Source organism: Helicobacter cynogastricus, from assembly GCF_900197855.1.
GTDB classification, from domain to species: Bacteria; Campylobacterota; Campylobacteria; order Campylobacterales; family Helicobacteraceae; genus Helicobacter; species Helicobacter cynogastricus.
In genome coordinates this window covers 18,529-42,606 of sequence record NZ_FZMQ01000011.1, presented here as the reverse complement: position 1 = coordinate 42,606, position 24,078 = coordinate 18,529, and the positions used below count along the sequence as shown (strand labels likewise).

General features: G+C 44.9%; 31 protein-coding genes and 5 tRNA genes. 19 read left to right on the top strand and 17 right to left on the bottom strand.

The window, feature by feature from the left end; translation table 11 throughout:
- Nucleotides 1–2 precede the first annotated feature (2 nt).
- From lpxB to C6H00_RS05280, 16 genes are all read right to left on the bottom strand, one after another.
- Entirely contained in the window at nucleotides 3–1,076 is a 1,074-nt protein-coding gene (lpxB, locus tag C6H00_RS05355; protein WP_104749981.1) for a lipid-A-disaccharide synthase, read from the bottom strand.
- A complete protein-coding gene (gene mua / locus C6H00_RS05350) occupies nucleotides 1,073–1,672 on the bottom strand; it encodes a nickel-binding protein Mua (protein WP_199769195.1) in 600 nt (199 codons plus the stop codon). Before mua ends, lpxB begins: the two co-directional genes overlap by 4 nt.
- The gene (hypA, locus tag C6H00_RS05345; RefSeq protein WP_104749980.1) at nucleotides 1,669–2,013 is read right to left on the bottom strand and encodes a hydrogenase/urease nickel incorporation protein HypA; all 345 of its coding nucleotides are present in this window, start codon (nucleotides 2,011–2,013) and stop codon (nucleotides 1,669–1,671) included. Before hypA ends, mua begins: the two co-directional genes overlap by 4 nt.
- Before the next feature lie 8 nt (nucleotides 2,014–2,021).
- The gene (flgE, locus tag C6H00_RS05340) at nucleotides 2,022–4,178 is read right to left on the bottom strand and encodes a flagellar hook protein FlgE (protein WP_104749979.1); all 2,157 of its coding nucleotides are present in this window, start codon (nucleotides 4,176–4,178) and stop codon (nucleotides 2,022–2,024) included.
- Nucleotides 4,179–4,259: 81 nt separating this feature from the next.
- Complete coding sequence (locus C6H00_RS05335; protein ID WP_104749978.1) at nucleotides 4,260–4,592, bottom strand: single-stranded-DNA-specific exonuclease; 333 nt, start codon at nucleotides 4,590–4,592, stop codon at nucleotides 4,260–4,262.
- Nucleotides 4,592–5,965 (bottom strand): DHH family phosphoesterase, encoded by a 1,374-nt coding sequence (locus C6H00_RS05330; RefSeq protein ID WP_233704438.1) that lies wholly within the window; start codon nucleotides 5,963–5,965, stop codon nucleotides 4,592–4,594. Before C6H00_RS05330 ends, C6H00_RS05335 begins: the two co-directional genes overlap by 1 nt.
- Nucleotides 5,893–6,621 carry a 7-carboxy-7-deazaguanine synthase QueE gene (locus tag C6H00_RS05325; RefSeq protein WP_104749977.1) on the bottom strand — a complete coding sequence of 243 codons (729 nt, stop codon included), beginning with the start codon at nucleotides 6,619–6,621 and terminating at the stop codon, nucleotides 5,893–5,895. Before C6H00_RS05325 ends, C6H00_RS05330 begins: the two co-directional genes overlap by 73 nt.
- Nucleotides 6,618–7,247 carry a 6-pyruvoyl trahydropterin synthase family protein gene (locus C6H00_RS05320; RefSeq protein WP_199769194.1) on the bottom strand — a complete coding sequence of 210 codons (630 nt, stop codon included), beginning with the start codon at nucleotides 7,245–7,247 and terminating at the stop codon, nucleotides 6,618–6,620. The genes C6H00_RS05325 and C6H00_RS05320 overlap by 4 nt, the downstream gene beginning before the upstream one ends.
- Nucleotide 7,248: 1 nt before the next feature.
- Nucleotides 7,249–7,899 carry a hypothetical protein gene (locus tag C6H00_RS05315; RefSeq protein WP_104749975.1) on the bottom strand — a complete coding sequence of 217 codons (651 nt, stop codon included), beginning with the start codon at nucleotides 7,897–7,899 and terminating at the stop codon, nucleotides 7,249–7,251.
- A 40-nt stretch (nucleotides 7,900–7,939) separates the two neighbouring features.
- Nucleotides 7,940–8,707, bottom strand: coding sequence for a 5'/3'-nucleotidase SurE (surE, locus tag C6H00_RS05310; RefSeq protein WP_104749974.1), 768 nt, complete (start codon nucleotides 8,705–8,707; stop codon nucleotides 7,940–7,942).
- On the bottom strand, nucleotides 8,704–9,594 hold the full coding sequence (locus C6H00_RS05305; protein WP_104749973.1) for a polyprenyl synthetase family protein: 891 nt from the start codon (nucleotides 9,592–9,594) through the stop codon (nucleotides 8,704–8,706). The genes surE and C6H00_RS05305 overlap by 4 nt, the downstream gene beginning before the upstream one ends.
- Complete coding sequence (locus tag C6H00_RS05300) at nucleotides 9,581–10,549, bottom strand: DUF7488 domain-containing protein (protein WP_104750151.1); 969 nt, start codon at nucleotides 10,547–10,549, stop codon at nucleotides 9,581–9,583. The genes C6H00_RS05305 and C6H00_RS05300 overlap by 14 nt, the downstream gene beginning before the upstream one ends.
- A gap of 33 nt (nucleotides 10,550–10,582) precedes the next feature.
- Nucleotides 10,583–10,888, bottom strand: coding sequence for a YbaB/EbfC family nucleoid-associated protein (locus tag C6H00_RS05295; RefSeq protein WP_104749972.1), 306 nt, complete (start codon nucleotides 10,886–10,888; stop codon nucleotides 10,583–10,585).
- Nucleotides 10,882–11,244, bottom strand: a complete 363-nt coding sequence (gene panD, locus C6H00_RS05290) for an aspartate 1-decarboxylase (protein WP_104749971.1) — start codon at nucleotides 11,242–11,244, stop codon at nucleotides 10,882–10,884. The genes C6H00_RS05295 and panD overlap by 7 nt, the downstream gene beginning before the upstream one ends.
- 8 nt (nucleotides 11,245–11,252) lie before the next feature.
- On the bottom strand, nucleotides 11,253–13,460 hold the full coding sequence (locus tag C6H00_RS05285; protein ID WP_104749970.1) for an AAA family ATPase: 2,208 nt from the start codon (nucleotides 13,458–13,460) through the stop codon (nucleotides 11,253–11,255).
- 17 nt (nucleotides 13,461–13,477) lie between these two features.
- Nucleotides 13,478–13,894: a universal stress protein gene (locus C6H00_RS05280; protein ID WP_104749969.1), complete on the bottom strand. Its 417-nt coding sequence runs from the start codon at nucleotides 13,892–13,894 to the stop codon at nucleotides 13,478–13,480.
- Nucleotides 13,895–13,980: 86 nt separating this feature from the next.
- On the opposite strand from C6H00_RS05280, the gene bioD reads away from it, so the two are divergent.
- From bioD to C6H00_RS05255, 5 genes are read left to right on the top strand one after another with little or no spacing between them, the layout of a single operon-like run.
- The gene (gene bioD, locus C6H00_RS05275; RefSeq protein ID WP_104749968.1) at nucleotides 13,981–14,640 is read left to right on the top strand and encodes a dethiobiotin synthase; all 660 of its coding nucleotides are present in this window, start codon (nucleotides 13,981–13,983) and stop codon (nucleotides 14,638–14,640) included.
- Nucleotides 14,641–14,688: 48 nt separating this feature from the next.
- Nucleotides 14,689–15,330: a superoxide dismutase [Fe] gene (gene sodB, locus C6H00_RS05270; protein WP_104749967.1), complete on the top strand. Its 642-nt coding sequence runs from the start codon at nucleotides 14,689–14,691 to the stop codon at nucleotides 15,328–15,330.
- Nucleotides 15,330–16,106, top strand: coding sequence for a thiazole synthase (locus C6H00_RS05265; RefSeq protein ID WP_013468976.1), 777 nt, complete (start codon nucleotides 15,330–15,332; stop codon nucleotides 16,104–16,106). Before sodB ends, C6H00_RS05265 begins: the two co-directional genes overlap by 1 nt.
- The gene (cmoA, locus tag C6H00_RS05260) at nucleotides 16,103–16,801 is read left to right on the top strand and encodes a carboxy-S-adenosyl-L-methionine synthase CmoA (protein WP_104624928.1); all 699 of its coding nucleotides are present in this window, start codon (nucleotides 16,103–16,105) and stop codon (nucleotides 16,799–16,801) included. Before C6H00_RS05265 ends, cmoA begins: the two co-directional genes overlap by 4 nt.
- 11 nt (nucleotides 16,802–16,812) lie before the next feature.
- Nucleotides 16,813–17,508, top strand: coding sequence for a tetratricopeptide repeat protein (locus tag C6H00_RS05255; protein ID WP_104749966.1), 696 nt, complete (start codon nucleotides 16,813–16,815; stop codon nucleotides 17,506–17,508).
- Nucleotides 17,509–17,522: 14 nt separating this feature from the next.
- Here the strand turns inward: C6H00_RS05255 and C6H00_RS05250 are convergent, their stop codons facing one another.
- A complete protein-coding gene (locus C6H00_RS05250; protein WP_104750150.1) occupies nucleotides 17,523–18,551 on the bottom strand; it encodes a bifunctional 3,4-dihydroxy-2-butanone 4-phosphate synthase/GTP cyclohydrolase II in 1,029 nt (342 codons plus the stop codon).
- A 103-nt stretch (nucleotides 18,552–18,654) separates the two neighbouring features.
- On the opposite strand from C6H00_RS05250, the gene C6H00_RS05245 reads away from it, so the two are divergent.
- From C6H00_RS05245 to rplL, 14 genes are all read left to right on the top strand, one after another.
- Entirely contained in the window at nucleotides 18,655–19,353 is a 699-nt protein-coding gene (locus C6H00_RS05245; protein WP_104749965.1) for a 5'-methylthioadenosine/adenosylhomocysteine nucleosidase, read from the top strand.
- Between the two features lie 49 nt (nucleotides 19,354–19,402).
- Nucleotides 19,403–19,478: transfer RNA gene (locus C6H00_RS05240), tRNA-Thr, on the top strand.
- Between the two features lie 3 nt (nucleotides 19,479–19,481).
- Nucleotides 19,482–19,567, top strand: a tRNA-Tyr gene (locus C6H00_RS05235).
- A gap of 2 nt (nucleotides 19,568–19,569) precedes the next feature.
- Nucleotides 19,570–19,646: transfer RNA gene (locus C6H00_RS05230), tRNA-Gly, on the top strand.
- A 5-nt stretch (nucleotides 19,647–19,651) separates the two neighbouring features.
- A tRNA-Thr gene (locus C6H00_RS05225) sits at nucleotides 19,652–19,726 on the top strand.
- 49 nt (nucleotides 19,727–19,775) lie between these two features.
- Entirely contained in the window at nucleotides 19,776–20,975 is a 1,200-nt protein-coding gene (gene tuf, locus C6H00_RS05220; protein ID WP_104749964.1) for an elongation factor Tu, read from the top strand.
- A gap of 13 nt (nucleotides 20,976–20,988) precedes the next feature.
- On the top strand, nucleotides 20,989–21,147 hold the full coding sequence (gene rpmG, locus C6H00_RS05215) for a 50S ribosomal protein L33 (protein ID WP_104749963.1): 159 nt from the start codon (nucleotides 20,989–20,991) through the stop codon (nucleotides 21,145–21,147).
- A gap of 21 nt (nucleotides 21,148–21,168) precedes the next feature.
- A tRNA-Trp gene (locus tag C6H00_RS05210) sits at nucleotides 21,169–21,244 on the top strand.
- 22 nt (nucleotides 21,245–21,266) lie between these two features.
- Nucleotides 21,267–21,446, top strand: a complete 180-nt coding sequence (secE, locus tag C6H00_RS05205) for a preprotein translocase subunit SecE (RefSeq protein ID WP_104749962.1) — start codon at nucleotides 21,267–21,269, stop codon at nucleotides 21,444–21,446.
- An 8-nt stretch (nucleotides 21,447–21,454) separates the two neighbouring features.
- On the top strand, nucleotides 21,455–21,982 hold the full coding sequence (nusG, locus tag C6H00_RS05200; protein ID WP_104749961.1) for a transcription termination/antitermination protein NusG: 528 nt from the start codon (nucleotides 21,455–21,457) through the stop codon (nucleotides 21,980–21,982).
- Between the two features lie 9 nt (nucleotides 21,983–21,991).
- A complete protein-coding gene (gene rplK / locus C6H00_RS05195; protein ID WP_104749960.1) occupies nucleotides 21,992–22,417 on the top strand; it encodes a 50S ribosomal protein L11 in 426 nt (141 codons plus the stop codon).
- Nucleotides 22,418–22,419: 2 nt separating this feature from the next.
- Nucleotides 22,420–23,121 carry a 50S ribosomal protein L1 gene (gene rplA / locus C6H00_RS05190; RefSeq protein WP_104749959.1) on the top strand — a complete coding sequence of 234 codons (702 nt, stop codon included), beginning with the start codon at nucleotides 22,420–22,422 and terminating at the stop codon, nucleotides 23,119–23,121.
- A gap of 86 nt (nucleotides 23,122–23,207) precedes the next feature.
- Nucleotides 23,208–23,690, top strand: a complete 483-nt coding sequence (gene rplJ, locus C6H00_RS05185) for a 50S ribosomal protein L10 (protein WP_104749958.1) — start codon at nucleotides 23,208–23,210, stop codon at nucleotides 23,688–23,690.
- Between the two features lie 9 nt (nucleotides 23,691–23,699).
- Nucleotides 23,700–24,074 carry a 50S ribosomal protein L7/L12 gene (gene rplL, locus C6H00_RS05180; protein WP_104749957.1) on the top strand — a complete coding sequence of 125 codons (375 nt, stop codon included), beginning with the start codon at nucleotides 23,700–23,702 and terminating at the stop codon, nucleotides 24,072–24,074.
- Nucleotides 24,075–24,078 lie beyond the last annotated feature (4 nt).

The window sequence follows — 24,078 nt, the reverse complement described above, 5'->3', positions numbered from 1 at the left end:
TTCTAAGTTTTTTGTCTGTATTCCTCTATCCATGTGGCAACTTGGGAGGCACTTCCTTTAGCTAGATAGTCGCGCAATTTTTTGGCTTCTTGCACAAAATGCACCCTATCCATTTTCGTATAGACTTCTAAAAGGTTTGCAGGGTTGACATCCTCTTGAATAAATTCTTGATGTAGCATAGTTTTTCCTCTCCCCGGGGGTTCTTGGTGCAGGGCATTATAAAAGATATTGGCAAGTCCGATACAAGTGAGTTTTACTAAGTGTTTGACAATAAAAAAATCTAGGGCTTTAGCCTTGTAAGCTAGCACAAAGGGCGTGCCAATGAGCGCGGCTTCTAAAGTCGCCGTGCCACTACAAATAAAGGCAAAACTAGCTTGATACAAGCTTTCATGCGTGTTGTAAGAAATCTCAAAGAGATCAATCTCTGCACCATAGAGGGCTTTTAAATCGCTCCCTTGCAAATGCGCCGGCACGACTAAAATACGCCTCTGTGAAATTGTCTTGGCCACCTCTACAAAGATAGGGAAGAGAGCGCGTATTTCTTGTTTTCTGCTCCCAGGCATAAACACCACCCCCTGCCCCTCATGGCTGTCCTTGTAATAAGCAATCTCATCTAAAAGCGGATGCCCTACATAACTAGCTTTTTTGCTATAGTGTTGCAATTCAAAGGGCAAAATCGCGCCCAATTTATCACAATAGCGTTCTAAAGTTTTAGCGCGCCAACTTTTCCACGCCCACACTTGGGGTAAGATGTAATAAATAATAGGTTTTTGTGGGTATTTTTTCTTAATACGCTTGGCTAGGGGAAGGTTAAAGGAGCTAGAATCCATCAGCAAGATCACATCAGCTTCTTGGGCTAAAAGGCGCATTTTCTGCAACATTTGATAAAAGAAAAAAAGTTTGCCAAAAACCTCTTTAAAACCCATGACAGAAAAAGTCTTGGGACTAAAAAGTGGGCGATCTGTGGGCTCTATAGGCTCATAAATGCCCAACCATTCTATATCTTTAAGATGAGCGCGCAAAACTTTTAGATGCACATTCGCGCTCACTTCTAACGCGCTCACCAACACTTTCATTGATCACCCCTAGAAGACTCCTCTTCTAAATACCCATTCACTCTCAAAAACTCTTTAGTTTTGATGTCTCTGAGCTCAATTTTTAAAGTGCTATTTTCTAAATCTAACTCAAAAATGCGATCCTTGAGGGCTTTATTTTCCCGTAAAAGAACGCGGTATTTGCGATAAAGTTGATCGCCAAAAAAACGCTTGGCTGGGCGCGCTTTGGCTACACTGCGATCTTTAAGATAAATTTCTACAAAACTCACCGGTTGGGGCAAGAGCTCTTCATCTTGCTCCAGGCGTTCCTCTCTATTTTTCTGCTTGAGCACCAAATCCCGTTGCACCTTGTGCGTAAAAAGTTCTTGCTGGAGGGTTTTAATCTCTTCTTTCTTGTTTTGGTGGCGCGCTTCTAAATCTTTGAGGTGGTTTTTAGCTTCTATTAACTCCGAACGCAGAGTTTTAAGCGCGCTACGCGCCTGAGCAATCTCATTTTCATAAGCCTGTAATTCCTCTTGAAACTTTTGGCGTTCTTCTTCAAAGAGGCGCACAATCTCCCATTTTTCCTTGATGTCGGGAGCTTTTTGGATAAATTCTTGAAAAATGGAATCGTTCATAACATTTCTAAAGAAAGGAGTTTCATCTCTGTCCCCTTGCTCATGCGCACCGCCCCCCCACACTTCTGACATGCGCTATAATCTAACCCCTCAGGCATAAAGACATGCCCGCATGCCAAACAAGTCAACTCTACCTTTTCTTGCACAATGTCTAAAATCGCTTCCTTGCAAATCTCTAATTCCTCCTTGAAAGTTTCAAATGCGCTCATAAACAGATGTTTATCCATCGCGCACCGCTCCCCAATGCTCACCACCACCCGCTCGATCTTGGTGGCGTTGTGCTTGCGCGCATGCGCCTCACACAAATCCATCAAAGAGGAGACAACAGAGTACTCATGCACGCTAAGCCCTATTGTTTGAGATTGAGCAAGGTGTTCAAAATCTGATCGGAGGTGGTTACGGCCTTAGAGTTTGCCTGAAAGCCTCTTTGCACCACAATCAAATTGGTCAAACTCCGACTCAAATCCACATTGCTTGACTCCAGCTTAGAGCCTGAAACTCCCCCTCTGCGCCCCGTATTAGCTGCCCCAATCAAAGCCTTGCCCGAGTTACCCGTTTCTGAAAACACGCTCCCCCCGATGGCTTGCAAACCCGCATCATTAGCAAAGCTAGCCATAGCCACTTGGGCAAGGGCTAGGGTTTTCCCATTGCTGAAAGAACCCAAGAGCGCGCCATCTCCATTAAAACGCACATCCATCAGATCCCCGGCCTGATAGCCGTTTTGCTCAATGGCGTAGGTTTCTGAAATCTTATCTACACTAGTAATGCCATCAAAGCCTCCGGCTGTACCCATGCTAAGAGTGATACGCTGAGGGGCTTTAGAACCATTTTTAGGATCAAATTGCAAAACGGGAGGATTCATGCCCGCTAAAGAGCCATCTTTATTAAAGTGCAAACGCCCTTCTTCAAAGACATTAGGGCGCGCGGGCGATCCTCCTACAATTTCTCCGGGCTCAGGCACAATCACTCTAAAACGCCATTCAGCTTCCCCACTTTTGAAAAACTCTAAACGCATAGTGTGTTTAGTCCCCAAGCTGTCCACCAAGTCGATACTGCTTGCATGCATGGCGTGGCTGAGTTTGGAGGTAGCTGTAGATGCTCCACCCTCAATCAAAGAGGCAGTGTTGAGCGCGCCCATTGTTTTCCCAAATAAAACATTGCTGGTAACCTTATCTGAGGCATAGTTAGTAACAAAGATACTTAAATCTTCTCTAGTGGGGTTGCCATCGTCTTTATTGGTGATTTCAAACATCCCGTTCTTATTTACCACAACTGAAACAGAGGCTGTCGAATCTTTATAATTACCCTTAAGTTTGGGATTTTTAACAATATTGGCATCTCTTTGCATAAGAGCGCGTAAATCTTCAGTCGTTTTAAATTGCCCTGTAGTGGGATCGGCTTTCACGCCCTCAGTGTAGCGGTATCTAAAGGCGGTAACATCTTGATCTCCTTTAGCAAATTGGGCAAAAGCACCCGTGCCCGCACCCGTAATGACGATATTTTTAACATGCTCATCGCCTTCTCTATTATTTTTATTTTCTAGACGCAACTGCCCATTGTCAATATAGGCTTCTACACCGGTCTTATCTTTGACGGCATTGATGGCTTCTTGAGCTGCTGTTAAACTAGAAATACGGCTTACAGCAGAATCGTTAGTGAAAGAGATTTTAGTCCCATTGAGCTCAAGAGTGCTGTTAGAATTAGAAACATTGATAGCTTTGGTCATAGCAGCGTTTTTATAGCTCACCCAAATCCCCTGATCTTCATTGAGCAAAAACGCGTCTCCATCTTCATTAAAGAGTGATCCCATGTCTTCGGCAAGTTGGGTAAGATTGGTTGAAGAATCGTATTGGGGTTTGACACCATCTGAGGGAGTTTTACTAGAAGAATCGAGCACAAAAATACTACCTGTTTGTTCAGCATGTCTTCCTGCGTTTAGATTGGCGCGCATGGAAATTTTGCTACTGGATCGTGCAGGCATTACCATACCCGGATCGATACGGATACTTTGCAGGGGTTTTGTGTTATCAATTTTGAGCATATCGGTTTCACTTCCCTTAGAGCCCATGTCTTTTGGATCGCGTACCCAACCTTGCACCACATACCCCCCTGTGGTTACTAAATTGCCCTCAGCATCGAATAAAAACTCCCCACTACGGGTAAAATTGCGCGTGATACCGCGATCAGGGCTAATGACAAAAAAACCATCGCCTTCAATGGCTAAATCTGTTTTTACATCCGTATTTTGCAAGTTACCTTGAGAGAAAATTTTAGTGGTGGCATCCACGCCCACACCCAAACCTACAGAGAAATCATTTTGCCCGGCTAAGCCATTTTTGTAGGGAGCTGTAGCAATCAATTTAACTTGAGAAAGCATATCCACAAAGGATGCACGGGAATATTTAAAGCCGGTAGTGTTGACATTGGCAATATTGTTACTTTCAATGTCCAAAGCAATTTGGTGGGCTTGCATTCCATTAACGCCAGACCATAGCGATCGAAGCATGGGGATCCTTTAGTGAAAAATTACTTTTACTAAAGCAAAGATTATTCCTATTTTAGGTTTCTTGATTGTCGAAAGAATTTATTATGATAAAGCTTGATCGCCCATGCGCACACATCTAAGTTCTTGATCTATGGGATCATATTCTCCTACTAGGCAGAGTGGCACACCTCTTTTAAAAAGGATGTGATATTTAGAGGGGCAAAACCACCATTTGCACACTAAACAAGCGGTGCTATCTTCTAAAACAAGTTCTACATGTTGTTGGGCGCGTCCTAGAAAACGCCATGACTTCAAAGGCGCGCAAACTTCAAATAAGGGCGTGGGATTACCCACCCCATAAGGCTCACCTTTTTGGTAGAGGGCAACAAATTCAGGATTAAAAAAGATTTCTAAATTGAGGACTTTAAAGAGCATTAAAGAGCACTCAAAAACTCTAAGGCTTGTTGAAAATCGCTTTGGCGATCAAAAACTAGCCCACAAGCCTGTTTATGCCCTCCGCCCTGCACAGCAATACCTTTTTCTTTGAGTTGTCCAAAAAGAGCAATCAAATCTAACTCTTTAGCCCGTAAAGATGCCTCAATACTTTCTCCCTCATAACGCCAACATAAGGACACATGCCCCCCGCCTTCTAAGAATTGATTGGCAAGCACACCAAGTAAACCTCTGGGGATTTGCCCGCCCGCGTGCACAAGCCCCCCTCTTTGTGTGGGTTTTAAGGTCTTTTTGATTTCTTGGATATACTCCTTGCGCTGTTGGTTGGTTTGCACTAAGAGCAGGGCATAATCTAGGTTAGCCTCCTTGCTTGCTAGCAAATCTACAACCAAATTACAATGACAAAACCCCTTAATGCCATCAAGCCTGCCTACGGCATTGATCAAGGGGATGATGTCCCAAGCGAGCGCGCTGAGTTTATAGGGGGTGGGGTATTTATGGGCTTGGTAAAGGGCTTTAATCGAATCGGGCATTTGGGTTTTTAGGGTGCGATCCATGCGTTGGACAAGTTGGCGGTTATAGGGCGCGCTTAAATCCATCATGTCGCCAATAGTGCTAAGACCAGCTAAAACCTGCATGTATTGCAGTTGATCTAAGCGCATTTTTACTTTATAGTGTTTGGCATAGGCGAGCATGAGCAAATAGCCCACACATGCCCCGCTAATACCCTTAAAGGGGTGATCATCGCTTAAGAGCGGGTGCACAAAGGCATCGCAAGCAGGGATACGCCCCTCTAAAAATTCGTGGTGATCGCTTAGGATTAAGAGAGTATTGTGGGCATGCAAAAAAGCGCACACCTCATCGGGGATGGTCGCGCCATTGTCAATGGTGATAAAAAGACTATTATTAAAATCTAAGGCTTGCCCCCCAGTGAGTTGCCCATGAATGTAGTGTGTGCGCACAAGACGGCGTTTGCAAGCGTATTGCTCAAAGAGTTCTACACTCATGCCATAGCAATCGGTGTTACGGCGCGGGATGATGTAGTTAATGTGGGGGTAGTTTAGCACCTCTTTAAAGAAGTAAAGCACCAAAGCTGTCCCACTCATTCCATCACAATCATAATCCCCCCCAAGAATGATCTGTCTTTTTTCCTGCAAGGCTTGGTGCAATAACTCTAAGGCGCACGCGCCATTACCCATAGTGAGCAGGCTATCTAGGCTAAATTGATGTGTGCCGTCCTCTTTACTGATGGTCTCAATGTGTATGCGGAAAGCTTCTAGCATCAACGCCCCGGCGTGTTGCCCCAAAGTTGGATGTGTAATCTCTGCCCCAAAGAGTAACCATGCGCTAAACACACGCTAGATAAGCTATTTAAACCCTCTTGCAGGGTATGTTTATCTGTAGCTAAAGGCATAAGATAGACAAGTGGGGGAGCTTTAAAGTGCAAACGCGCTAATAAAGCTTGCACCTCATCTACATCCGTAGGGCAATGCAGCACAAATTTAAACACCACTTCTAAGGCGTGATCTAAAATATTTTGCAAAGGCTTTAGGGGGATTTGTTCTTGACTAAAAGATAACTTAGGGCTTAAGGTAAAGCGCAATGTGTCTAAGGGAGGTTTAAATTCAAATAAAACACTCCCATTGCTCTCTACCCAAATGGCATGCCCTCTTTTTAATAAAATCTCTAAGGCTTCTAACAAAATAGGGTTTTTAAAGTGCAAACAGGGTTCACCACCGGTTAGCACGATTAAGGGGGGACGATCTGAATTAAAGGGGGGTAATCTGTCTAATAATTCTTGTGCGCTATTTAGATATTGCCATTGGGCATTAGGATAGATCGCATACGCACTATCACAGCCTAGCACTTTTTTACCTTCAATATAGCTTTGTACCCCAAAGCCAGCGCATTTAAAATTGCACCCCCCCAAGCGGATAAAGATACTAGGTTGCCCCACACAAGAACCCTCCCCTTGCAGACTATAAAAGCTCTCTACAAGGGGCAGATTCATGGAATTTGGGCTAGGGGCAGCGGACTTGAAAAAGGTTTTTTGGGCGGACAAATGGCGCACTCTAGGGTGTTGTAGTAGGTTTTAAGTTGCTCCAAAAGATGAGGATTAGCCATCTCCTCTAAAATCCCCTGTGAAAACTGCACGCTCTCCAAGGAGATTGCATGCATTAAGTGGGGATTTTCAAGGTCTTCTTTAAAGCTTTGAGCATAGCCATAAGAAGTTTCATGCACGCGCACGGAGCACACGGACACAACCTCACCATTGTGCAATTCTGTGGCTTGCAAGATTGCATCTAGGAATAGATGAAACATCAAGGCATAATGTTCTGCGCTAGGGTTAAAGCTAAGTTTGACATAGCGCGTGCAAGTTGAGGTGATGAAGTCTTGAAAATCTTGAGTTTCCTTGTTCCAAAAGTGGTGGGCATGATCAAAGCAATCAATAAAGCTAGCAATCTCATTTTTAAAAATCCCAAAATCAAGAGCCATGCCCGCTTTATCAAGCTGATGAGCTTCTAAAAAAACCTCAACTTGGTAATTGTGTCCATGTATGCTAGTGGCGCATCGTTTAGAACTGCAGTTTCTGACAATATGGCTAGCACAAAAGTGAAATAGACGGCGGATTTGCATATTAACGCTGATAACAGGGCATGTAGAGGGGCAAACGACCATAGTAGCGGTAATGCTCCGAGCGGGTGAAATCGATGCGCTTAATGGTGCTTTCAATCAAATCTTCATAGAGGCGGTTATAGCCACAAGTGTTTCCACTTACACTTCCATCAATGTAAAGCACCCGTTTATTGAGCACATTATCCCACCAATCTAAGATAAAATGCGATCCTACCAGCATTTTAGAATAGACAGAATACCCATTCACGGCGTAAAAATCTGTAGGGACTTTAGAGCAGTAAAACTGCCCTCCATGCCAGTAACAGCGGTTACTTCTAGCGTGATCGATGAGGGTGTAATTGTAAGTATAAACAGGCAGGGCTGAGATATTGCGCACCACATGCACATAGATCACATTTTTAGCTTGAGATAAGGGGAAGTCTTGGGCTTTAAAGACATTATAAAAGCCCAGCTGTTGCAATTCGTAGATGATAAAAGAGAGATAATAGGAACTTACCATATCCTCTTTGTCATGCACCACTACAATGGGCGAATTATAATTAAAGGCGTAATCTCCGCGTACCTCAGAGAAATAGCCCATGTTAAGGCGGTGGCAACCGGTGAATAAAAACATGGCAACTACCGACACAGCTAAAAAATGATAAAACCGCATGAATATCCTCACACTCCCATTTTACTACAAAGTTTACGCATTATAGCCATTCCTGCAAAGTTTGCAGATCGGCATAACTGGTTAAATTGAGCGTGATGGGAGTGATGGAGACAAAACCTTGAGCGATCGCCTCAAAATCGCTTAGATCCCCCTCTCTATCTTCCCATTTTAAGGGATTGAGTCCCAACCAACAATATTGTTTACCCTTAGGGTCTGTTTTAAGATGGATATTATTAGCATAAAGTCGTCTCCCCTTCTGTGTGATTTTAATGCCTTTGTGGGCATCTTGAGGAATATTGACATTGAGGAATTTGCGGGCATTGGGGCCAAAAGGAAAGCCTCTTTGTAAAAAACGCTGGACTAATTCTAGGGCAACTTGAGTGGCATGTGTAAAGTCGTGTCGGGCAAATTTAGAGCGATCTTTGATACTTTGAGATAGGGCGATGGAGGGGATTTTGTGCAAAGTGCCCTCAATAGCTCCAGCCACCGTACCCGAATAGAGCACATCCTCGCCCATATTAGAGCCATGATTGATGCCTGAAATCATCAGATCAAAGGGACGCTCACTCATAGAGACCGCCAAACACACGCAATCACTAGGCGTACCATCATCCACGCGAAAGTAATGCTGCCCAATTTCTTCTATGCGCAAAGGTACACTAATGGTAATCCCATGCCCGCAAGCGGATCGTTCGTTCTTGGGAGCAACCACCATGACATCGGCCACAGCACTTAAGGCCTCTTTGAGAGCTAAAAGCCCTCTAGCTTCATAACCATCATCATTAGTCAGCAAAATATGAGGCTTCATGCTAATTCCTTAAGCAAAGTCTGTAGGTAGAAAGCCAGATTGATGGGGAAAGCTTGTAGCACCCCTAACAACTCTCCTTTGAGGTTTTGCAAGTAATCCTGTGCGCCCTCTAGGCCTAATAGATTGACATAATTATTTTTAAAGGTGTCTAAATGGGTGCTTTTGCCCGATTCTTCAGGGCTTTGAGTGTGATCAATGATATCATCGCGCACTTGAAAAAAAAGCCCTAATTTGAGTCCAAAAGCAAAGAGGTTTTGGGGTAAATGGGGCTCTGCGCGCGCCCCTACTACCAACGCGCCCATTTTTAAACTAGCGGCAATAAGCGCACCGGTTTTTAAGGTATGCAGGTGTTCTAACTGGATGCGTTCTAACTGGATGCGCTCAAAATAGCAATCTATGGCTTGGCCTAGTACCATACCTCCAATCCCTCCACATTCGGCTAAAGTAGCAATAAGAGCGACTTTTATACCATCTGCAAGGGGAGCGTTAGCTAGAAGCACAAAGGCGTAGGTGTTAAGTCCATCGCCCACTAGGGTCGCAGTGGTTTCATCATAGCTTTTATGCAAAGTAGGGTGGTAACGCCGTGTGTCTGCGTTATCCATGCAAGGCAGGTCGTCATGGATGAGCGAATAGGTGTGTAACACCTCTAGGGCGAGGGCGACTGGAAAGCAGGCATGCACAACTTCTGTGTTCTCTTCATAGGCGCAAAGCACGGCTAAAAACAATTTGGGTCTAAAGCGTTTGCCCCCATTTTCTAGCATTTCCCAAAAGGCTTTTTCAAAAAAAGGGTGGAAGGTGTCTAATCTTGGTTTAGCTTTGTGGAGATACTCTTCAAAAGCTTCACAAACATGGGTATAAAAATTTAAGGAGACTTTAGAGACGGACATAGATTTCAAGTCCTTTTCTTAATATCAACATCTCAATATACCCTTGCATAGAGGCCGCACTTAGGGCGCGCTGCAAGGCGCGCTGAGGGGGGAGCCAGTTGACTAATACCGGCCTTTTGTTAATCCATTTGATGCGATCCCCAACCCTAAGCACATTGAGGGGATAGCGAAGATGGCGCGCTTGCTTGATAGTGAGCTTGTCATCTAGGATAATTCCAAAGCGTTCCAAAAATGTATCAGGCAATAAAAAACCTCCATAACGGCGACCTACTTTGACCTTAAACTCTTTGAGCGTATCGCCTCGTTTGATGGCCACACGGGCAAGACTTCCATAAGTCAAGTTGCTCACCACCCACTCAAAGGCATTAGGATTAGCAATATGCTCCCCATTGATACTTACAATGACATCTCGTTCAACAAAAGGATTATTCACAAAAAAAGGATCGATACGCTCTACAACCATCCCCTCTCCCACGCGCACCCCAATATCTCCGTAATAAGGCGTCTTTTGTGCCAAAAAGCGTTTGAGGTACTTAGTTTCTATGAAAGAATGCCCACCCACCCCTATACCATAAATTTGATAACAGATATTGCTCACCACCGCATTAGCCGGCATGGGTGCAGAGAATTTAGCAAAGTCTAAAAAGCCTTTTTGTCTTTCCAAAATCTTGCCTAGCAGCGCGCTTTGTTTGATGCTTGCTAAAGGGTATCTGTAAGCCCTAGAATCAATATCTAAGAGGCGGTAAGCAAACCTAGTCTTGGGGGTTCCAATAAGATAAAAACCCATAAAAGGATCGGCTTTAAGAATTTTTACCCCTTTGGGAGGAGTGAGAGATCGCAAAAATATAACCTGATGTTTTTGCCACTCTAGTGAGAGGCTGTTCCCTCGAGTGGCTAAGTGGTGGTAACGCACGCATTGTGAAAAATTATAAGCCCCCAAAGGTGCAAGAAACACAAAGGCAAGATAAAGATTTTTAAATGTCAAAATCTATTTGCCACTAAAAGGATTAAGACCACCAAGCATTCCAAAGGCCGAATTCTTGCGCCCCTCCTCTACTTGTTTATAAGCTTCATTCAACGCGCTCATTAAATAAATTTGTAGAGCTTCCTTATCTTCTAAGAGGCTATCGTCAATTTGGATGTCTAAAACTTCTCCCATGCCATTAAGCTTAACTTTGACAAGCCCCCCTCCGCTTTTAGCGTTAAACTCCGTAACCTTATTTTTTTCTTCCATATCTTTTAATTGGTCTTGGAGTTGCGATAGAAGTCCACCTAACTGACTAAAATCTAACATGAATCCTCTTTTTGCAAGATAGTGTTGTTATTGTCTAACAAAACGACATGGGGTTTGTGCGTGGAAACATTATCGAGGGGAATTTGTGCATAAGCAAGGATAATCACCTGATCGCCAATTTGCACCTTACGGCTAGCTGCACCATTGACACAGATTTCGTTATTCTCACCCATGATAGCGTAGGTGCTGAAGCGTTCCCCATTATTAATATTGACCACATCTACTTTCATCCATTCTTGGATTTTGGCCGCCTGCATGAGGTGTTTGCCAATGGTGATAGACCCCTGATAGTGCAGATTTGCATCTGTTATTACCGCACGATGAATTTTTGCGTAGAGAACAGCGACAGAAAGCATCGATTTCCTTAGGTATCCCGGATTTTTTTATAACTCTTCTGTTTGGAGACTAGGCAAATTTCTTGTTTTTTCATAGAAATTCGCACTCCTCCACCTTCTTTGAGTCCCCCAAAGAGGATAGCATCACTGAGTTTGGCTTTAATGTGATCGTGTACTAATTTTTGCATCACCCGGGCTCCCAAAGGGTCTTTGAGGCAAAGGGAAGCTAGGTGTGTGGCCACGCTTTTATCTAAGGTAAGGCTAATATTTTTGGGAGCTAAAAGAGCTTCAAGTTTGCAAAACTCCTTGTGTGCAATACGCTCCAAATGTTCTAAAGTGAGAGGGTTGAAAGTTAGAATCGCGTCCAAACGGGATCGTAGTTCAGTGCTCAGTAAATCTTTTAAAGCCCGATCGTATTTATGGCTATGGTCTTCTAAGAAACCCAAAGACCCCAAAGTACCACTACCGGCATTGGAAGTTAGGATCAAAATGGCGTGTTTAAAATCACCTTTCCGTCCGCTATTGTCTGTGAGTGTGGCGTTATCTGTGATCTGCAAGAGTAAATCATAAATATCAGAGTGAGCTTTTTCGATTTCATCTAGCAAGAGCACACAATGAGGATGTTTACGGATGGCATTGACCAAGAGCCCGCCCTGATGAAAGCCCACATAGCCAGAAGGCGCGCCAATGAGCTTAGAAATGCTATGTGGCTCTTTGTATTCGCTCATGTCAAAGCGTTCCAAATGCAAATGCATATGTTTAGCCAAAGCTTTAGCCAATTCTGTTTTTCCTACTCCACTAGGTCCTACAAAAAGAAAACTGGCAATGGGTTTTTGCTCCCCTATCAAACCAGAAGCATGGACCTTAATGGCTTTTACAAGGCGTTCGATGGCATCATCTTGTGCGACCACTTCTTTTTTGAGTTGTTCCTCTAAATTCTTAAGATGATTTTTATGTTCAAGGCTGATATGGGATTTAGGAATAGCAATCTTAGCAGAGAGGGTATTTTCTATATCATCTTTAGAGATCAGGGGTGTTTTGACACTTGGGGCGTAAATCTTTTTAAACGAGCCCGCCATGTCCATTAAATCAATAGCCTTATCTGGGAGAAAATTCTCATGCAGATAATGCATTGAGAGATCTACGCAAGCCCTAAGTGCTTCCTTACTATAGCGTACATGGTGGTGGTGCTCGTAATAGCTTGAAAGGTCGTCTAAAATGCCGTAACAATCCTGTTTAGAAGGTTCTAAGATGTCAATTTTGCTAAAACGGCGACAAAAAGCCTTATCTTTTTCCAAAACTAATCTAAACTCTTCAAAGGTAGTTGCGCCAATACAGCTCAAATTCCCATCAGCGAGCATAGGTTTTAAAATATTAGCCCCATCCAAAGCACCTACACTAGAAGCCCCAGCACCTAACACGGTGTGGATTTCATCAATAAAAAGAATGCTCCCTTTGTCTTTTTGTAATTCTTTTAAGGTTTTTTTCAGTCGCTTTTCAAACTCTCCGCGATATTTACTCCCGGCTATCATGCCACTCAAGTCTAGGGAGTAAATAGTGCGCCCTAACAAAAAAGAGGGGACCTCTTTTTGTACAATTTTAAGAGCCAATCCCTCAGCAATAGCTGTCTTACCTACTCCCGGTTCTCCTACTAACAACGGATTATTTTTCTTGCGACGACCCAAAACCTCAATGACCTTAGCAATTTCTCCATCTCTATGGGAAACTGGATCGATGCGCGCTTCTTGTGCTAACGCGTTAAGGTTTTTGGCATATTTCTGCAAAGCTGAGATTTTCTCTTTGGAAAAAGAAAGAGGAGGATGCTCCAAGATGCGCACCTCATCAATTTGAAAAGAGGCCAAAACTTTAGCACTATAGCTTCTATTTTCTTGCAACAAAATGAGCAAAAAATCTTGGACATCTATGACATGATAGTGCGATTCTTTAGCATAGTCATCCAGTGCACAAAAGAGATCAAAAAGCTCCTTATCTTGTTTGGGCCGTTTGTGATTCTCCATATTCATAGAAGAGGGTACATGCTCAAGTAAATAATTTTGTACCATCTGCTTGGCATCCACAATGTCCATATCAAGCTGTTTTAAGAAGTTTTGAATCTCCTTATCATTGAGCATAACCAAAAAAATATGCTCAATTGTAACATAGCAATGTGATAATTTTGTAGCCAAGGCAGTGGCGGAGTTAATAATGCGGTAAAGTCTTGTAGTGATTGAGGGCATTAATTACCTTTGCACTTTCATTTAGCGACTAGAACAGGAATGGGCGAATTGTCAATAAAGCTATTTTGGTGCGAACCAAAAATCTTATAGAAGGCAGAGGACTCGCTCGCTCCAATCACCAAGAGATCAAAACCGGGCGCCATTTCTAAAATAACATCTACCGGATTGCCCACCTTGAGCAGGCCATCACAAGAAATCCCCTCTTGTTTGAACAACTCGCTAAACTCTTCTAAGAGCTGGTTAGACTGCTCATGAGCAATCACTTCCGCTTGGCTATAATTCATGATCCCACTCTCTGGATAAATTAGCACCTCCGGACTGACATGCACTAAAGTTAAATGGACACCCTTAAGCTTGACAAAGAGTTTTAGGGCCGCGTCTAACCCGGCGCGACATTCCTGTGTGTCGCTGATCCCAAAAAGTACCCTTAGCATGTGCCACCTTTGTGAAGAGTATTAAAGCCATTATAAGAGAAATAAGCTTAAGCTACTAGGTTAGAAATACGAATAAGGATTTTGTAATGTATGCCCCTATCTTTGTGAGCGCAACCAACACTGGCGTGGGCAAAACCACGCTTTCACTAGAGATCGCCCGCTTGTGCAAGGCGCGCGGGATAGAAACCCTTTTAGTCAAGCCTATTGAAACGGGGATCAACGCCGAAGCTAAGAGCGATGCCCAGCTTTTCCTAGAGGAAAATTTAAACTCTCATGGCGGACTAAAACTTGAGGATATTAGCTTTTATCGTTATGTTTTAGCAGCTAGCCCCTTTGTGGCGACTCGCTTTGAACCTCATATTGTGATCGATTTTAAAGAGATTAAAAAAAATCTGGACAATTTACAAGAGCGTTGCGACCTGCTCATTATTGAGGGTGTGGGGGGACTGCTTACTCCCTTAGATAGCAAGAATAAAATCATCGATTTATCTACTTTTCTTAAAGCTAAACTCCTTCTTATCGTTCCCGATCGCTTGGGCATGCTTAACAATCTCCTTTTAAATCAAGAATATTGCAACGCGCATAAAATCCCCGCACATTTCCTCATCAATGTGCAGGATAAGCGCACCTACGCCCAGATTTGCAAACCCTATATTGATCATCTCAACCCCACTCTCAAAATCCCCATTTTGGAATTCCCTGAACAAGGCGCGCGCTTTTTAGACTCCGTATTAGTACCTTGTTGAGTATATTGCGCTATAATGCGCGCTCAATCCAAATAGTAAGGAGATAATATGTTTACTTTACGCCAACTGCCCTATAGCAAGGATAGCATGGGGGATTTTCTAAGCCCGACCGCTTTTGACTTCCACCATGGCAAGCACCACCAAGCCTATGTTACCAACCTCAACAACCTTATCAAAGGCACAGAGTTTGAAAATAGTTGCCTCTTTAGCATTCTCACCAAATCCAGCGGGGGCATTTTCAACAACGCCGCACAAATCTACAATCACGATTTTTATTGGGATTGCTTGAGCCCTAAGGCAACCCAAATGAGCGAAGAGCTCAAAAGTGCGCTAGAACATGATTATGGCTCTTTAGAGAGCTTTAAAGAAGCCTTTATTAAAAGCGCGGCTACCCTTTTTGGCTCTGGCTGGAACTGGGCAGTGTATAATCCTACCACCCATAAGGTAGAGATTGTGCAAACCAGCAACGCCCAAACTCCAGTAACGGAGAAAAAAATTCCCATTTTGGTCGTGGATGTGTGGGAGCACGCCTACTATATCGATCATAAGAACGCCCGCCCTGTGTATCTTGAAAAATTCTACTCCCATATCAACTGGGAATTCGTGTCTGCCTGCCTAGAATGGGCCAAAAAAGAGGGCTTGGGCTCTGTGGATCACTACATTAACGAGCTCGTGCATAAGAAAGCCTAATGGCAGACATTTTAAGTATTGGGGCTAAAAATTTCCACTCCCGTCTGATTGTAGGGAGCGGAAAATATAAAGACTTCGCCACCACCAAGCAGGCAACCCTAGCTAGCGGGGCGGAGATGATCACTGTGGCGGTGCGCCGGGTGAATATCACCGACCCCAATAGCGAAAATTTATTAGACACCTTTAAAGATACAGGTATTAGCTTTTTGCCAAACTCCGCAGGGTGTCGCACCGCTCAAGAGGCGATCGCCCTTTTTAGGCTTGTCAGGGAAGCTACCGGGATTGATTTTATCAAGCTAGAAATTATCGGGGATGATCGAACACTCTATCCGGATGTGCTTGAAACTCTGCAAGCCTGTGAGGTCTTGGCTAAAGAGGGTTTTTGTGTGCTCGCTTATAGCAATGACGACCCGATTATGGCTAAAAAGCTAGAAGATGCCGGAGCGAGCGCGGTGATGCCTCTAGCTTCCCCCATTGGGAGCGGGCTAGGGATTCAAAACCGCTACAACATTGGCTTTATTAAGGAGGCTGTAAAAGTGCCCGTGATTGTAGATGCGGGCGTGGGCTGTGCCTCCGATGCTAGCATTGCAATGGAGCTAGGCGCAGATGGGGTTTTGACCAACACGGCGATCGCTTTGGCTAGCGATCCGGTGGTGATGGCAGAGAGCATGAAATTTGCCGTGCTAGCCGGGCGCAAAAGTTACTTAGCCGGGCGCATTCCTAAAAAAGCCTATGCTAGTCCTAGCTCTCCGGTCTTTGGACTAGCCCAACTTTGAAAGATACCCTCTTTTGTGCGCCCCTGCCAAAACGCTTTGAGTTTGACAGCCAAGTGGCGGGCATGTTTGATGACATGCTCGCGCGCTCCATCCCCCACTACCAAGAAACCCTCAAATTAGCGAGCCACTTTGTCGCCCAAGATTTGGAGGGCGTGGTGTATGATTTGGGCTGTTCTACGGGCAATTTTTTAGCCACTCTAGCCCCTATGCTCCCCCAAGACACCCTCTTAGTGGGCGTAGATAACGCCCCTAGCATGCTAGAAAAAGCACAAGAAAAGCTACAGGACTCTCATGTAACTTGGCGTTGTGAAGACCTTTTGCACACCTCTTTAGACAATGCCGGAGCAATAGCCCTGCTCTATACCTTGCAATTTATCCGCCCCCTGCAACGCCAAGCCTTGATAGGGCGTATTTTCCATGCCCTAAAGCCCGGGGGGGTTTTGGTAGTGGCAGAGAAAATGATGAGCTTGGATCGAATCTTAGATAAACAGATGATCGAGCTTTACTATCTTTACAAACAAGCACAGGGCTATAGCCTCAATGAGATTAGCTTCAAGCGCGAAGCTTTAGAAAATGTGCTCGTGCCCTATAGTTTGCAAGAAAACACCGCCCTTTTGGAGCAAGCAGGCTTTAAACATGTAGAGGTGCTGTTTAAATGGGTGAATTTTGGGCTCTTAATCGCACGTAAGGCTTAAAGAGAAAAAAGATGACGCGCATTGCTAAAAACCTCCTTAAAATAGCTCTTGTTAGTCTGTGTTGTGTTGGAAGTGTTGTTGCCCATGAAAACCCAACAAAAGCCCAACAAATTAAACAATACCTCTCTATAGCCAACAAGGCTTACCATCGCAAAAATTATGACAAGGCTTTCACATACTTTCAAAAAGCAGCAGATTTAGGAAGCGTTAAGGGCTATGTCGGTTTGGGGGATCTATATAGTGACTATGATAGTGGTTTTAGTGATTACGCGCAGGCGTTGTTCTATTACAAAAAGGCGGGAGATTTGGGGAACGCGGAGGCTTATTTTAACCTAGGCTATCTGTATAATGTGGGTGGCGATTGCGATAGATTCGGGTGCGCTGTAAAGCCAGATAATAAAAAAGCCCTGCCATATTTCAAAAAGGCAGGAGACTTTGGATATGCGGAGGGTTATTTCTATATGGGAGTCATCTATGAGAATGACGATGAAGGTGTCCCCAAAGATTACACCAAAGCCAGACAATACTTCCAAAAGGCAGCAGACATGGGGAATCTTGCGGCTTACGATCATCTGGGAGTGATATATGAGTATGGCAAAGGTATTAAGCCCGACAGAGAAAAAGCACGCCAATACTTCCAAAAGGCCTGTGCTATGGGGTTTAAAGATTCTTGCCTGCACCTAAAGGAGCTAAAGCACAAACACTAAAGGGGTTGCAAGTGCTAGGGTTGCAAGGTTTCTAGCAGATTCAAACCAAAACCCCTCAAAGCTGTATATTCGGGGTTGTCCTGAGTGGTGATGAGCTTAAAATCTTGAATATCTAAACTCTTTAAAATTAGTGCCCCCACTCCAAAGCTTTTCATGGTATCTGTCTTAGCTTGAGGGTTAATGCACACTAGATAACCTCCTTGGGAATGCAATGTCTGCAGAGTTTTTAAGAAAAAGTTATATTGTTCGGGTTGGCTCAAGAGAGCGTGATCGTTTTGCACCACATGGAAGCGCACTAAAGGCACGGATGGGTTGCCAAATTGATAAACATGGTGTTCGCGTTGGAGATGATCCACAAGCTTAATGTAAGTGCAATGGTAATCCATAAAACACGCGGGTGCGCTGTAGACCAAATGCACGAGATTTTCTGTTTGGAGGCGATAACTCACTAAATCTGAGACATACAAAATTTTAAGCCCATGTTCTTGGGCAAAGTCTAGCAAAAATTTATCCCCCCGCTTGGCCATTGAGCCATCCTCTTTCATGATCTCACAAATTACACCCACTGGTTTTAATCCCGCCATTTTGCATAGATCTACGCTTGCCTCTGTATGTCCAGTGCGCACTAAAACGCCCTCATCTTTAGCCACAAGGGGGAAAATATGCCCCGGGCGCACAAAATCTTGTGCACTGGTCTTTTCATCGCATAGTAATTCAATCGTCAAAGATCGCTCATAGGCAGAAATACCTGTCTTGGCTTGGCGCGCATCTATGGAAACCGTGAAAGCTGTTTCATGTTTGGAGTCATTGTAAGACACCATAGGTTGCAAATCAAAGCGGCGGGCAAGCTCCTTAGTGAGCGACACACAGATCAGTCCGCGCGCATGTTTGGCCATGAAATTAATCTTATCTGGGTGGCTAAATTCTCCTGCCATTACCAGATCCCCCTCGTTTTCGCGATCCTCATCGTCCATCAAAATAATGAGTTCGCCCTTTTGGATGGCCTCAATCGCCTCCTGTACTCTTTTTAGCGCACTCTGCATAGTCATCCCTTTTAATTGATCGCGCCATTGTAGCACAAAATGAAAACAACACCGAATGTTAAAAAACCATGCTAGAATCGCGCCTTTGTATAAGGATTCACACATGGAAAAAACTATCGGTGTAATGGGTGCGATGTCTGAGGAGATCGCCCCTTTTTTAAAACTCTTAGGCGCACACACACAGGAGACCATTGGAGGTAATATCTTTTATAGCATTCCCTTTAAGGGCGCGCGTATCATTCTAGCCTATAGCAAGATAGGCAAGGTGCATGCCGCCACAACAGCAGCCACCATGTGCTTGCGCTATGGGGTGCAATCTCTCATTTTTAGCGGGGTGGCTGGGGGGCTTAATTCCTCTTTGCAGGTGAATGATCTCTTGCTAGCGAGCAAACTCTGCCAAGCTGATGTCGATCTCTCACCCTTTGGACACCCTCTAGGCTTTATTCCTGAGAGCGCGGTCTTTGTGCACAGCGATTCTAACTTGAACGCTCTTGCCCAGAGCGTGGCGCATGATTTGGGCATAGAGCTTAAAAGTGGGGTCATTGCCACCTGCGATCAATTCGTAAGTTCTAAAGAGCGCAAGGCAGAATTAGTGCGCGATTTTGGAGCGGATGTGGTGGAAATGGAGGGGGCGAGTGTGGGGTTTGTGTGTCATAATTTTGGAGTGCCCTTTTGCGTATTGCGCAGTGTGAGCGATGGTGCTAATGGGGACGCTCCGCAGGATTTTGATCGTTTCTTAGATCAAGCCGCACACACCAGCGCGCGCTTTGTGGTCGCCATGCTCGAAAAGCTCAGTGCGTAGCTCTTGACAGGGAGGGGCAAAAAGTGCTATAATTAAAATTTGTGTTAGTGCTGGCTTAGCTCAATTGGTAGAGCAGCTGCCTTGTAAGCAGCAGGTTGGGGGTTCAAGTCCCTTAGCCAGCTCCATTAGGTGAGATACTCAAGTGGCCAACGAGGGCAGACTGTAAATCTGCTGGCTTTCGCCTTCCGTGGTTCGAATCCACGTCTCACCACCAGCGCGGGAATAGCTCAGTTGGCTAGAGCATCAGCCTTCCAAGCTGAGGGTCGCGGGTTCGAGTCCCGTTTCCCGCTCCAAGGGTGCCCATATAGCTCAGGGGCAGAGCACTTCCTTGGTAAGGAAGAGGTCGGCGGTTCAATTCCGCTTATGGGCTCCAGTGTAGCTATCCCTAATAGGTTTTAAAATTTTAAGTATCAGGAGCACAAATGGCAAAAGCAAAGTTTGAGAGAAACAAACCCCATGTCAATGTGGGTACCATTGGGCATGTTGACCATGGAAAAACCACTTTGAGTGCAGCGATTTCTGCCGTGCTATCCTTAAAAGGTTTAGCCGAACTCAAAGATTATGATAATATTGACAACGCCCCCGAAGAAAAAGAAAGAGGGATCACCATTGCGACCTCTCACATTGAATATTCCACAGAAAACCGCCACTACGCGCATGTAGATTGCCCCGGACACGCCGACTATGTTAAGAATATGATCACCGGTGCAGCCCAAATGGATGGCGCAATTCTAGTTGTATCTGCTGCTGATGGCCCTATGCCTCAAACTCGTGAACATATCCTGCTCGCGCGCCAAGTGGGCGTTCCTCATATCGTGGTGTTCTTGAACAAGCAGGACATGGTGGACGATCAAGAACTTTTAGACCTCGTAGAAATGGAAGTGCGCGAACTCTTGAGTGCCTATGATTTCCCCGGAGACGACACCCCTATTATTGCCGGATCTGCGCTTAAAGCCTTAGAAGAAGCCAAAAGTGGCAATATTGGCGAATGGGGACAAAAAGTTTTGGATTTGATGGCGCAAGTGGATGGCTATGTGCCCACTCCTGAGCGCGACACGGAAAAAGCTTTCTTGATGCCTGTAGAGGATGTCTTCTCCATCGCTGGGCGTGGCACCGTGGTCACCGGTAGAATTGAACGGGGCGTGGTGAAAATCGGGGATGAAGTGGAGATTGTGGGTATTAAAGATACCCAAAAGACCACGGTTACCGGTGTAGAAATGTTCCGCAAAGAGCTTGATAAGGGCGAAGCAGGGGATAATGTAGGTGTGCTCTTGCGTGGCACGAAGAAAGAGGATGTCTTCCGTGGTATGGTGCTTTGTAAACCCGGCTCCATCACTCCTCATAAGAAATTTGAGGGCGAAGTGTATGTACTCTCCAAAGAGGAAGGTGGTCGCCATACTCCTTTCTTCAATGGCTATCGTCCTCAATTCTATGTGCGCACCACCGATGTAACCGGTTCTATCACTCTGCCTGAGGGCACTGAGATGATCATGCCCGGAGATAACACTAAAATTGTAGTTGAGCTCATTAGCTCTATCGCTTTGGAAGTGGGTACGAAATTTGCCATCCGTGAAGGCGGTAAAACCGTGGGTGCGGGCGTGGTAACTAAAATCCTTGAATAAATAGGATAGAGGGATGAAAGTTAAAGTTGGTCTGAAATGTGCGGATTGTGCCGAGATCAATTATAGCACAACCAAAAACGCCAAGACAAACACGGAAAAACTGGAGCTCAGGAAGTTTTGCCCTAGGGATAATAAGCGCACCATGCATAAAGAGGTCAAGCTCAAAAGCTAGGGGTGCGTGGGAGGGGGTCAGAGGTCAGTAGCTCCAATGGTAGAGCGCCGGTCTCCAAAACCGATTGTTGGGGGTTCGAGTCCCTCCTGACCTGCCAGTGGCAAGAGAAAGTTGGTAGAATGAAAAAGTGGTTATCCCAGTACAGATTGACAAAAGAAGAGCTATCAAAGGTGATCTTCCCACTCAAGGAGCAGATTCGTAACGCCCTTGTGTCTGTGGTGATTGTGGTGAGCATCATCACTCTATTCTTAGCTTTGATTGATTTTGTTTTGTCGTCTTTTGTTGCTAGCATTCTCTAGGAGGTCTTATGGAATGGTATGCAATTCAAACTTACTCTGGCAGTGAGCAGGCGGTCAAAAAGGCCATTGAAAACATGGTTAGAGAGAATAATATCAGCGATCGCGTGCAAGAGGTCATCGTGCCCACTGAGGATGTGATTGAACTCTCTAAAAAGAGCAAGAATAAGGTAACTGAGCGCAGTCTCTACCCCGGGTATGTCTTTATCAAAGTGGATTTAGACACGGTGCTTTGGCATAAAATCCAATCTCTGCCCCGGGTTAGTCGCTTCATCGGAGAGAGCAAAAAGCCCACCCCACTAAGCGATGCGGATATTGGCAATATTTTGGAGAAAATGACCAATCGGGCAGCCCCTAAACCTAAGATTTACTACGAAAAAGGCGAAGTGGTGCGTATCATTGAGGGACCCTTTGCTAACTTCACTGCTACTGTGGAAGAATACGATGTGCAACACCGCAAGCTAAAGTTGAATGTCTCCATCTTTGGGCGCAATACTTTGATTGAGATTCTCTATTCTCAAGTAGAAAAAATCATTTAAGGAGCATGTATGGCAAAGAAAGTTGTCGGCGAAATTAAATTGCAAATTCCGGCGGGGAAGGCAAATCCTTCCCCACCCGTGGGCCCTGCTTTGGGGCAAAGGGGGGTTAATATCATGGAATTTTGCAAGGCCTTTAATGAGAGAACAAAGGATATGGGTAGCTTTAATATCCCCGTGATCATCACGGTCTATCAGGATAAAAGCTTTACTTTTGTGACTAAAAAGCCCCCCATGACCGATCTCATCAAAAAGGCGAGTGGGGTGGCTAAGGGAGCGGACAACCCTCTAAAAAATAAAGTGGGCAAACTCACTTTAGCCCAAGTAGAAGAGATCGCCAAGAACAAATTAGAAGATCTTAACACCACAGACCTAGAGGCGGCTAAGCGCATTGTAATGGGTAGCGCAAAAAGCATGGGCATTGAAGTAGAAGGATAGAGATGGCAAAGACAGCAAAACGACTAGAAAAATTAGCCGATAAGTTTGAAAAAGAAAAGGTCTACAGCTTGGAAGAGGGTGTGGGTGTGGTGAAAACCCTAGCTTCTGCTAAGTTTGATGAAACGGTGGAGGTGGCTCTACGCTTGGGTGTAGACCCAAGACATGCCGATCAAATGGTGCGCGGAGCGGTGGTTTTACCCCATGGTACGGGTAAAAAAGTGCGTGTCGCCGTCTTTGCTAAAGATATTAAACTAGATGAAGCTAGAGAGGCGGGTGCGGATGTGGTCGGCGGAGAGGACTTAGCCGAAGAGATCAAAAATGGGAACACTAATTTTGACATGGTCATTGCCACCCCAGACATGATGGCGGTTGTGGGCAAAGTGGGGCGTATTCTAGGACCTAAAGGACTTATGCCCAACCCCAAAACCGGCACGGTTACGATGGATATTAAAAAGGCTGTGAGCAATGCTAAAAGCGGACAAGTGAATTTCCGCGTGGATAAAAAGGGGAATTTACACGCACCCGTAGGCAAGGTGAGCTTTGAGGTTAGCCAGATTAAAGAAAACATGCTAGAGCTCGTGCGCGCGGTAAACAAACTCAAACCTAGCACTTCTAAAGGGAAATATATCCGCAATAGCGTGGTGTCTTTGACCATGTCTCCGGGTGTGCGCCTCAACGCCCAAGAACTTATGGATGTCAAATAGTTGATCTTAGACTAAAGAAACAAGGGCATTGGCTTGAATTACTTTGAGAGTAGCCTTGTGGAAGTTGGAGTCGGAAAGGAGGAAGCATGAATAAGGAACAAAAGCAGAGCTTGGTCGCTACGCTCAGGAGTGCCTTTAATGGCATGGAAGCCCTAGTCGTATGCGATTATAAGGGTTTGAGCGTGAAAAATTTGGAAAAATTGCGCAATAGTGCGCGCGCCCAAGATATTCAGGTGCAGGTGATTAAAAACACGCTAGCAAGTCTCGCGCTTAAAGGGGCGCAATTACCCACCCTTGAACTCAAGGAAACCAATTTATTTGTGTGGGGTGGCGATCAAATCGCCCTCTCAAAGCTGGTCATGGGTTTTGCTAAGGATCATAAGGATCATTTTCGCGTCAAGTCGGGGTTGTATGAAAAACAAGCCGTAGACAGCGCGCATATTGAGGCAATCTCTAAACTGCCCAGCAAACAAGAGCTCATTGGCATGTTGCTCTCTGTCTGGAGTGCGCCAGCGCGTTATTTTGTTACAGGTTTAGACAATTTGAAAAAGTCAAAAGAAGAGGCATAAAGGATTAGCATGGCAATTAATAAAGAGGAACTCTTAGAACATATTGGTAATATGAGCGTTTTGGAACTCTCTGAGTTGGTCAAAGCATTTGAGGAAAAATTTGGCGTGAGTGCTGCACCCACCGTGGTCGCTGGAGCTGGGGGGGCTGTGGCTGCTGAAGCGGTGGAGGAAAAAACCGAATTTAGTGTGATCTTGGCTGAAACAGGCTCAGAAAAAATTAAGGTCATTAAAGTGGTGCGCGAAATCACCGGCTTAGGCCTTAAAGAAGCTAAAGAAGCCACAGAAAAAACTCCTCATGTACTCAAAGAGGGTGTGAACAAAGAGGAGGCCGAAACCCTCAAAAAGAAACTCGAAGAAGTCGGAGCGAAGGCTGAAATTAAGTAAGTCG

What these genes read in the sequence shown, in the direction of transcription:
- bioD (WP_104749968.1), top strand. Translation starts at nt 13,981, where the DNA reads ATGTATGCCCCTATCTTTGTGAGCGCAACCAACACTGGCGTGGGCAAA.
- secE (WP_104749962.1), top strand. Translation starts at nt 21,267, where the DNA reads ATGAAAAAGTGGTTATCCCAGTACAGATTGACAAAAGAAGAGCTATCA.
- panD (WP_104749971.1), bottom strand. Translation starts at nt 11,244, where the DNA reads ATGCTTTCTGTCGCTGTTCTCTACGCAAAAATTCATCGTGCGGTAATA.
- rplK (WP_104749960.1), top strand. Translation starts at nt 21,992, where the DNA reads ATGGCAAAGAAAGTTGTCGGCGAAATTAAATTGCAAATTCCGGCGGGG.
- sodB (WP_104749967.1), top strand. Translation starts at nt 14,689, where the DNA reads ATGTTTACTTTACGCCAACTGCCCTATAGCAAGGATAGCATGGGGGAT.
- C6H00_RS05315 (WP_104749975.1), bottom strand. Translation starts at nt 7,899, where the DNA reads ATGCGGTTTTATCATTTTTTAGCTGTGTCGGTAGTTGCCATGTTTTTA.
- C6H00_RS05335 (WP_104749978.1), bottom strand. Translation starts at nt 4,592, where the DNA reads ATGCTCTTTAAAGTCCTCAATTTAGAAATCTTTTTTAATCCTGAATTT.
- C6H00_RS05305 (WP_104749973.1), bottom strand. Translation starts at nt 9,594, where the DNA reads ATGTCCGTCTCTAAAGTCTCCTTAAATTTTTATACCCATGTTTGTGAA.
- rplJ (WP_104749958.1), top strand. Translation starts at nt 23,208, where the DNA reads ATGAATAAGGAACAAAAGCAGAGCTTGGTCGCTACGCTCAGGAGTGCC.
- rpmG (WP_104749963.1), top strand. Translation starts at nt 20,989, where the DNA reads ATGAAAGTTAAAGTTGGTCTGAAATGTGCGGATTGTGCCGAGATCAAT.
- surE (WP_104749974.1), bottom strand. Translation starts at nt 8,707, where the DNA reads ATGAAGCCTCATATTTTGCTGACTAATGATGATGGTTATGAAGCTAGA.
- C6H00_RS05245 (WP_104749965.1), top strand. Translation starts at nt 18,655, where the DNA reads ATGGAAAAAACTATCGGTGTAATGGGTGCGATGTCTGAGGAGATCGCC.
- C6H00_RS05280 (WP_104749969.1), bottom strand. Translation starts at nt 13,894, where the DNA reads ATGCTAAGGGTACTTTTTGGGATCAGCGACACACAGGAATGTCGCGCC.
- C6H00_RS05295 (WP_104749972.1), bottom strand. Translation starts at nt 10,888, where the DNA reads ATGTTAGATTTTAGTCAGTTAGGTGGACTTCTATCGCAACTCCAAGAC.
- nusG (WP_104749961.1), top strand. Translation starts at nt 21,455, where the DNA reads ATGGAATGGTATGCAATTCAAACTTACTCTGGCAGTGAGCAGGCGGTC.
- tuf (WP_104749964.1), top strand. Translation starts at nt 19,776, where the DNA reads ATGGCAAAAGCAAAGTTTGAGAGAAACAAACCCCATGTCAATGTGGGT.
- C6H00_RS05265 (WP_013468976.1), top strand. Translation starts at nt 15,330, where the DNA reads ATGGCAGACATTTTAAGTATTGGGGCTAAAAATTTCCACTCCCGTCTG.
- mua (WP_199769195.1), bottom strand. Translation starts at nt 1,672, where the DNA reads ATGAACGATTCCATTTTTCAAGAATTTATCCAAAAAGCTCCCGACATC.
- lpxB (WP_104749981.1), bottom strand. Translation starts at nt 1,076, where the DNA reads ATGAAAGTGTTGGTGAGCGCGTTAGAAGTGAGCGCGAATGTGCATCTA.
- rplA (WP_104749959.1), top strand. Translation starts at nt 22,420, where the DNA reads ATGGCAAAGACAGCAAAACGACTAGAAAAATTAGCCGATAAGTTTGAA.
- C6H00_RS05325 (WP_104749977.1), bottom strand. Translation starts at nt 6,621, where the DNA reads ATGAATCTGCCCCTTGTAGAGAGCTTTTATAGTCTGCAAGGGGAGGGT.
- rplL (WP_104749957.1), top strand. Translation starts at nt 23,700, where the DNA reads ATGGCAATTAATAAAGAGGAACTCTTAGAACATATTGGTAATATGAGC.
- C6H00_RS05320 (WP_199769194.1), bottom strand. Translation starts at nt 7,247, where the DNA reads ATGCAAATCCGCCGTCTATTTCACTTTTGTGCTAGCCATATTGTCAGA.
- C6H00_RS05250 (WP_104750150.1), bottom strand. Translation starts at nt 18,551, where the DNA reads ATGCAGAGTGCGCTAAAAAGAGTACAGGAGGCGATTGAGGCCATCCAA.
- C6H00_RS05285 (WP_104749970.1), bottom strand. Translation starts at nt 13,460, where the DNA reads ATGCCCTCAATCACTACAAGACTTTACCGCATTATTAACTCCGCCACT.
- C6H00_RS05255 (WP_104749966.1), top strand. Translation starts at nt 16,813, where the DNA reads ATGACGCGCATTGCTAAAAACCTCCTTAAAATAGCTCTTGTTAGTCTG.
- flgE (WP_104749979.1), bottom strand. Translation starts at nt 4,178, where the DNA reads ATGCTTCGATCGCTATGGTCTGGCGTTAATGGAATGCAAGCCCACCAA.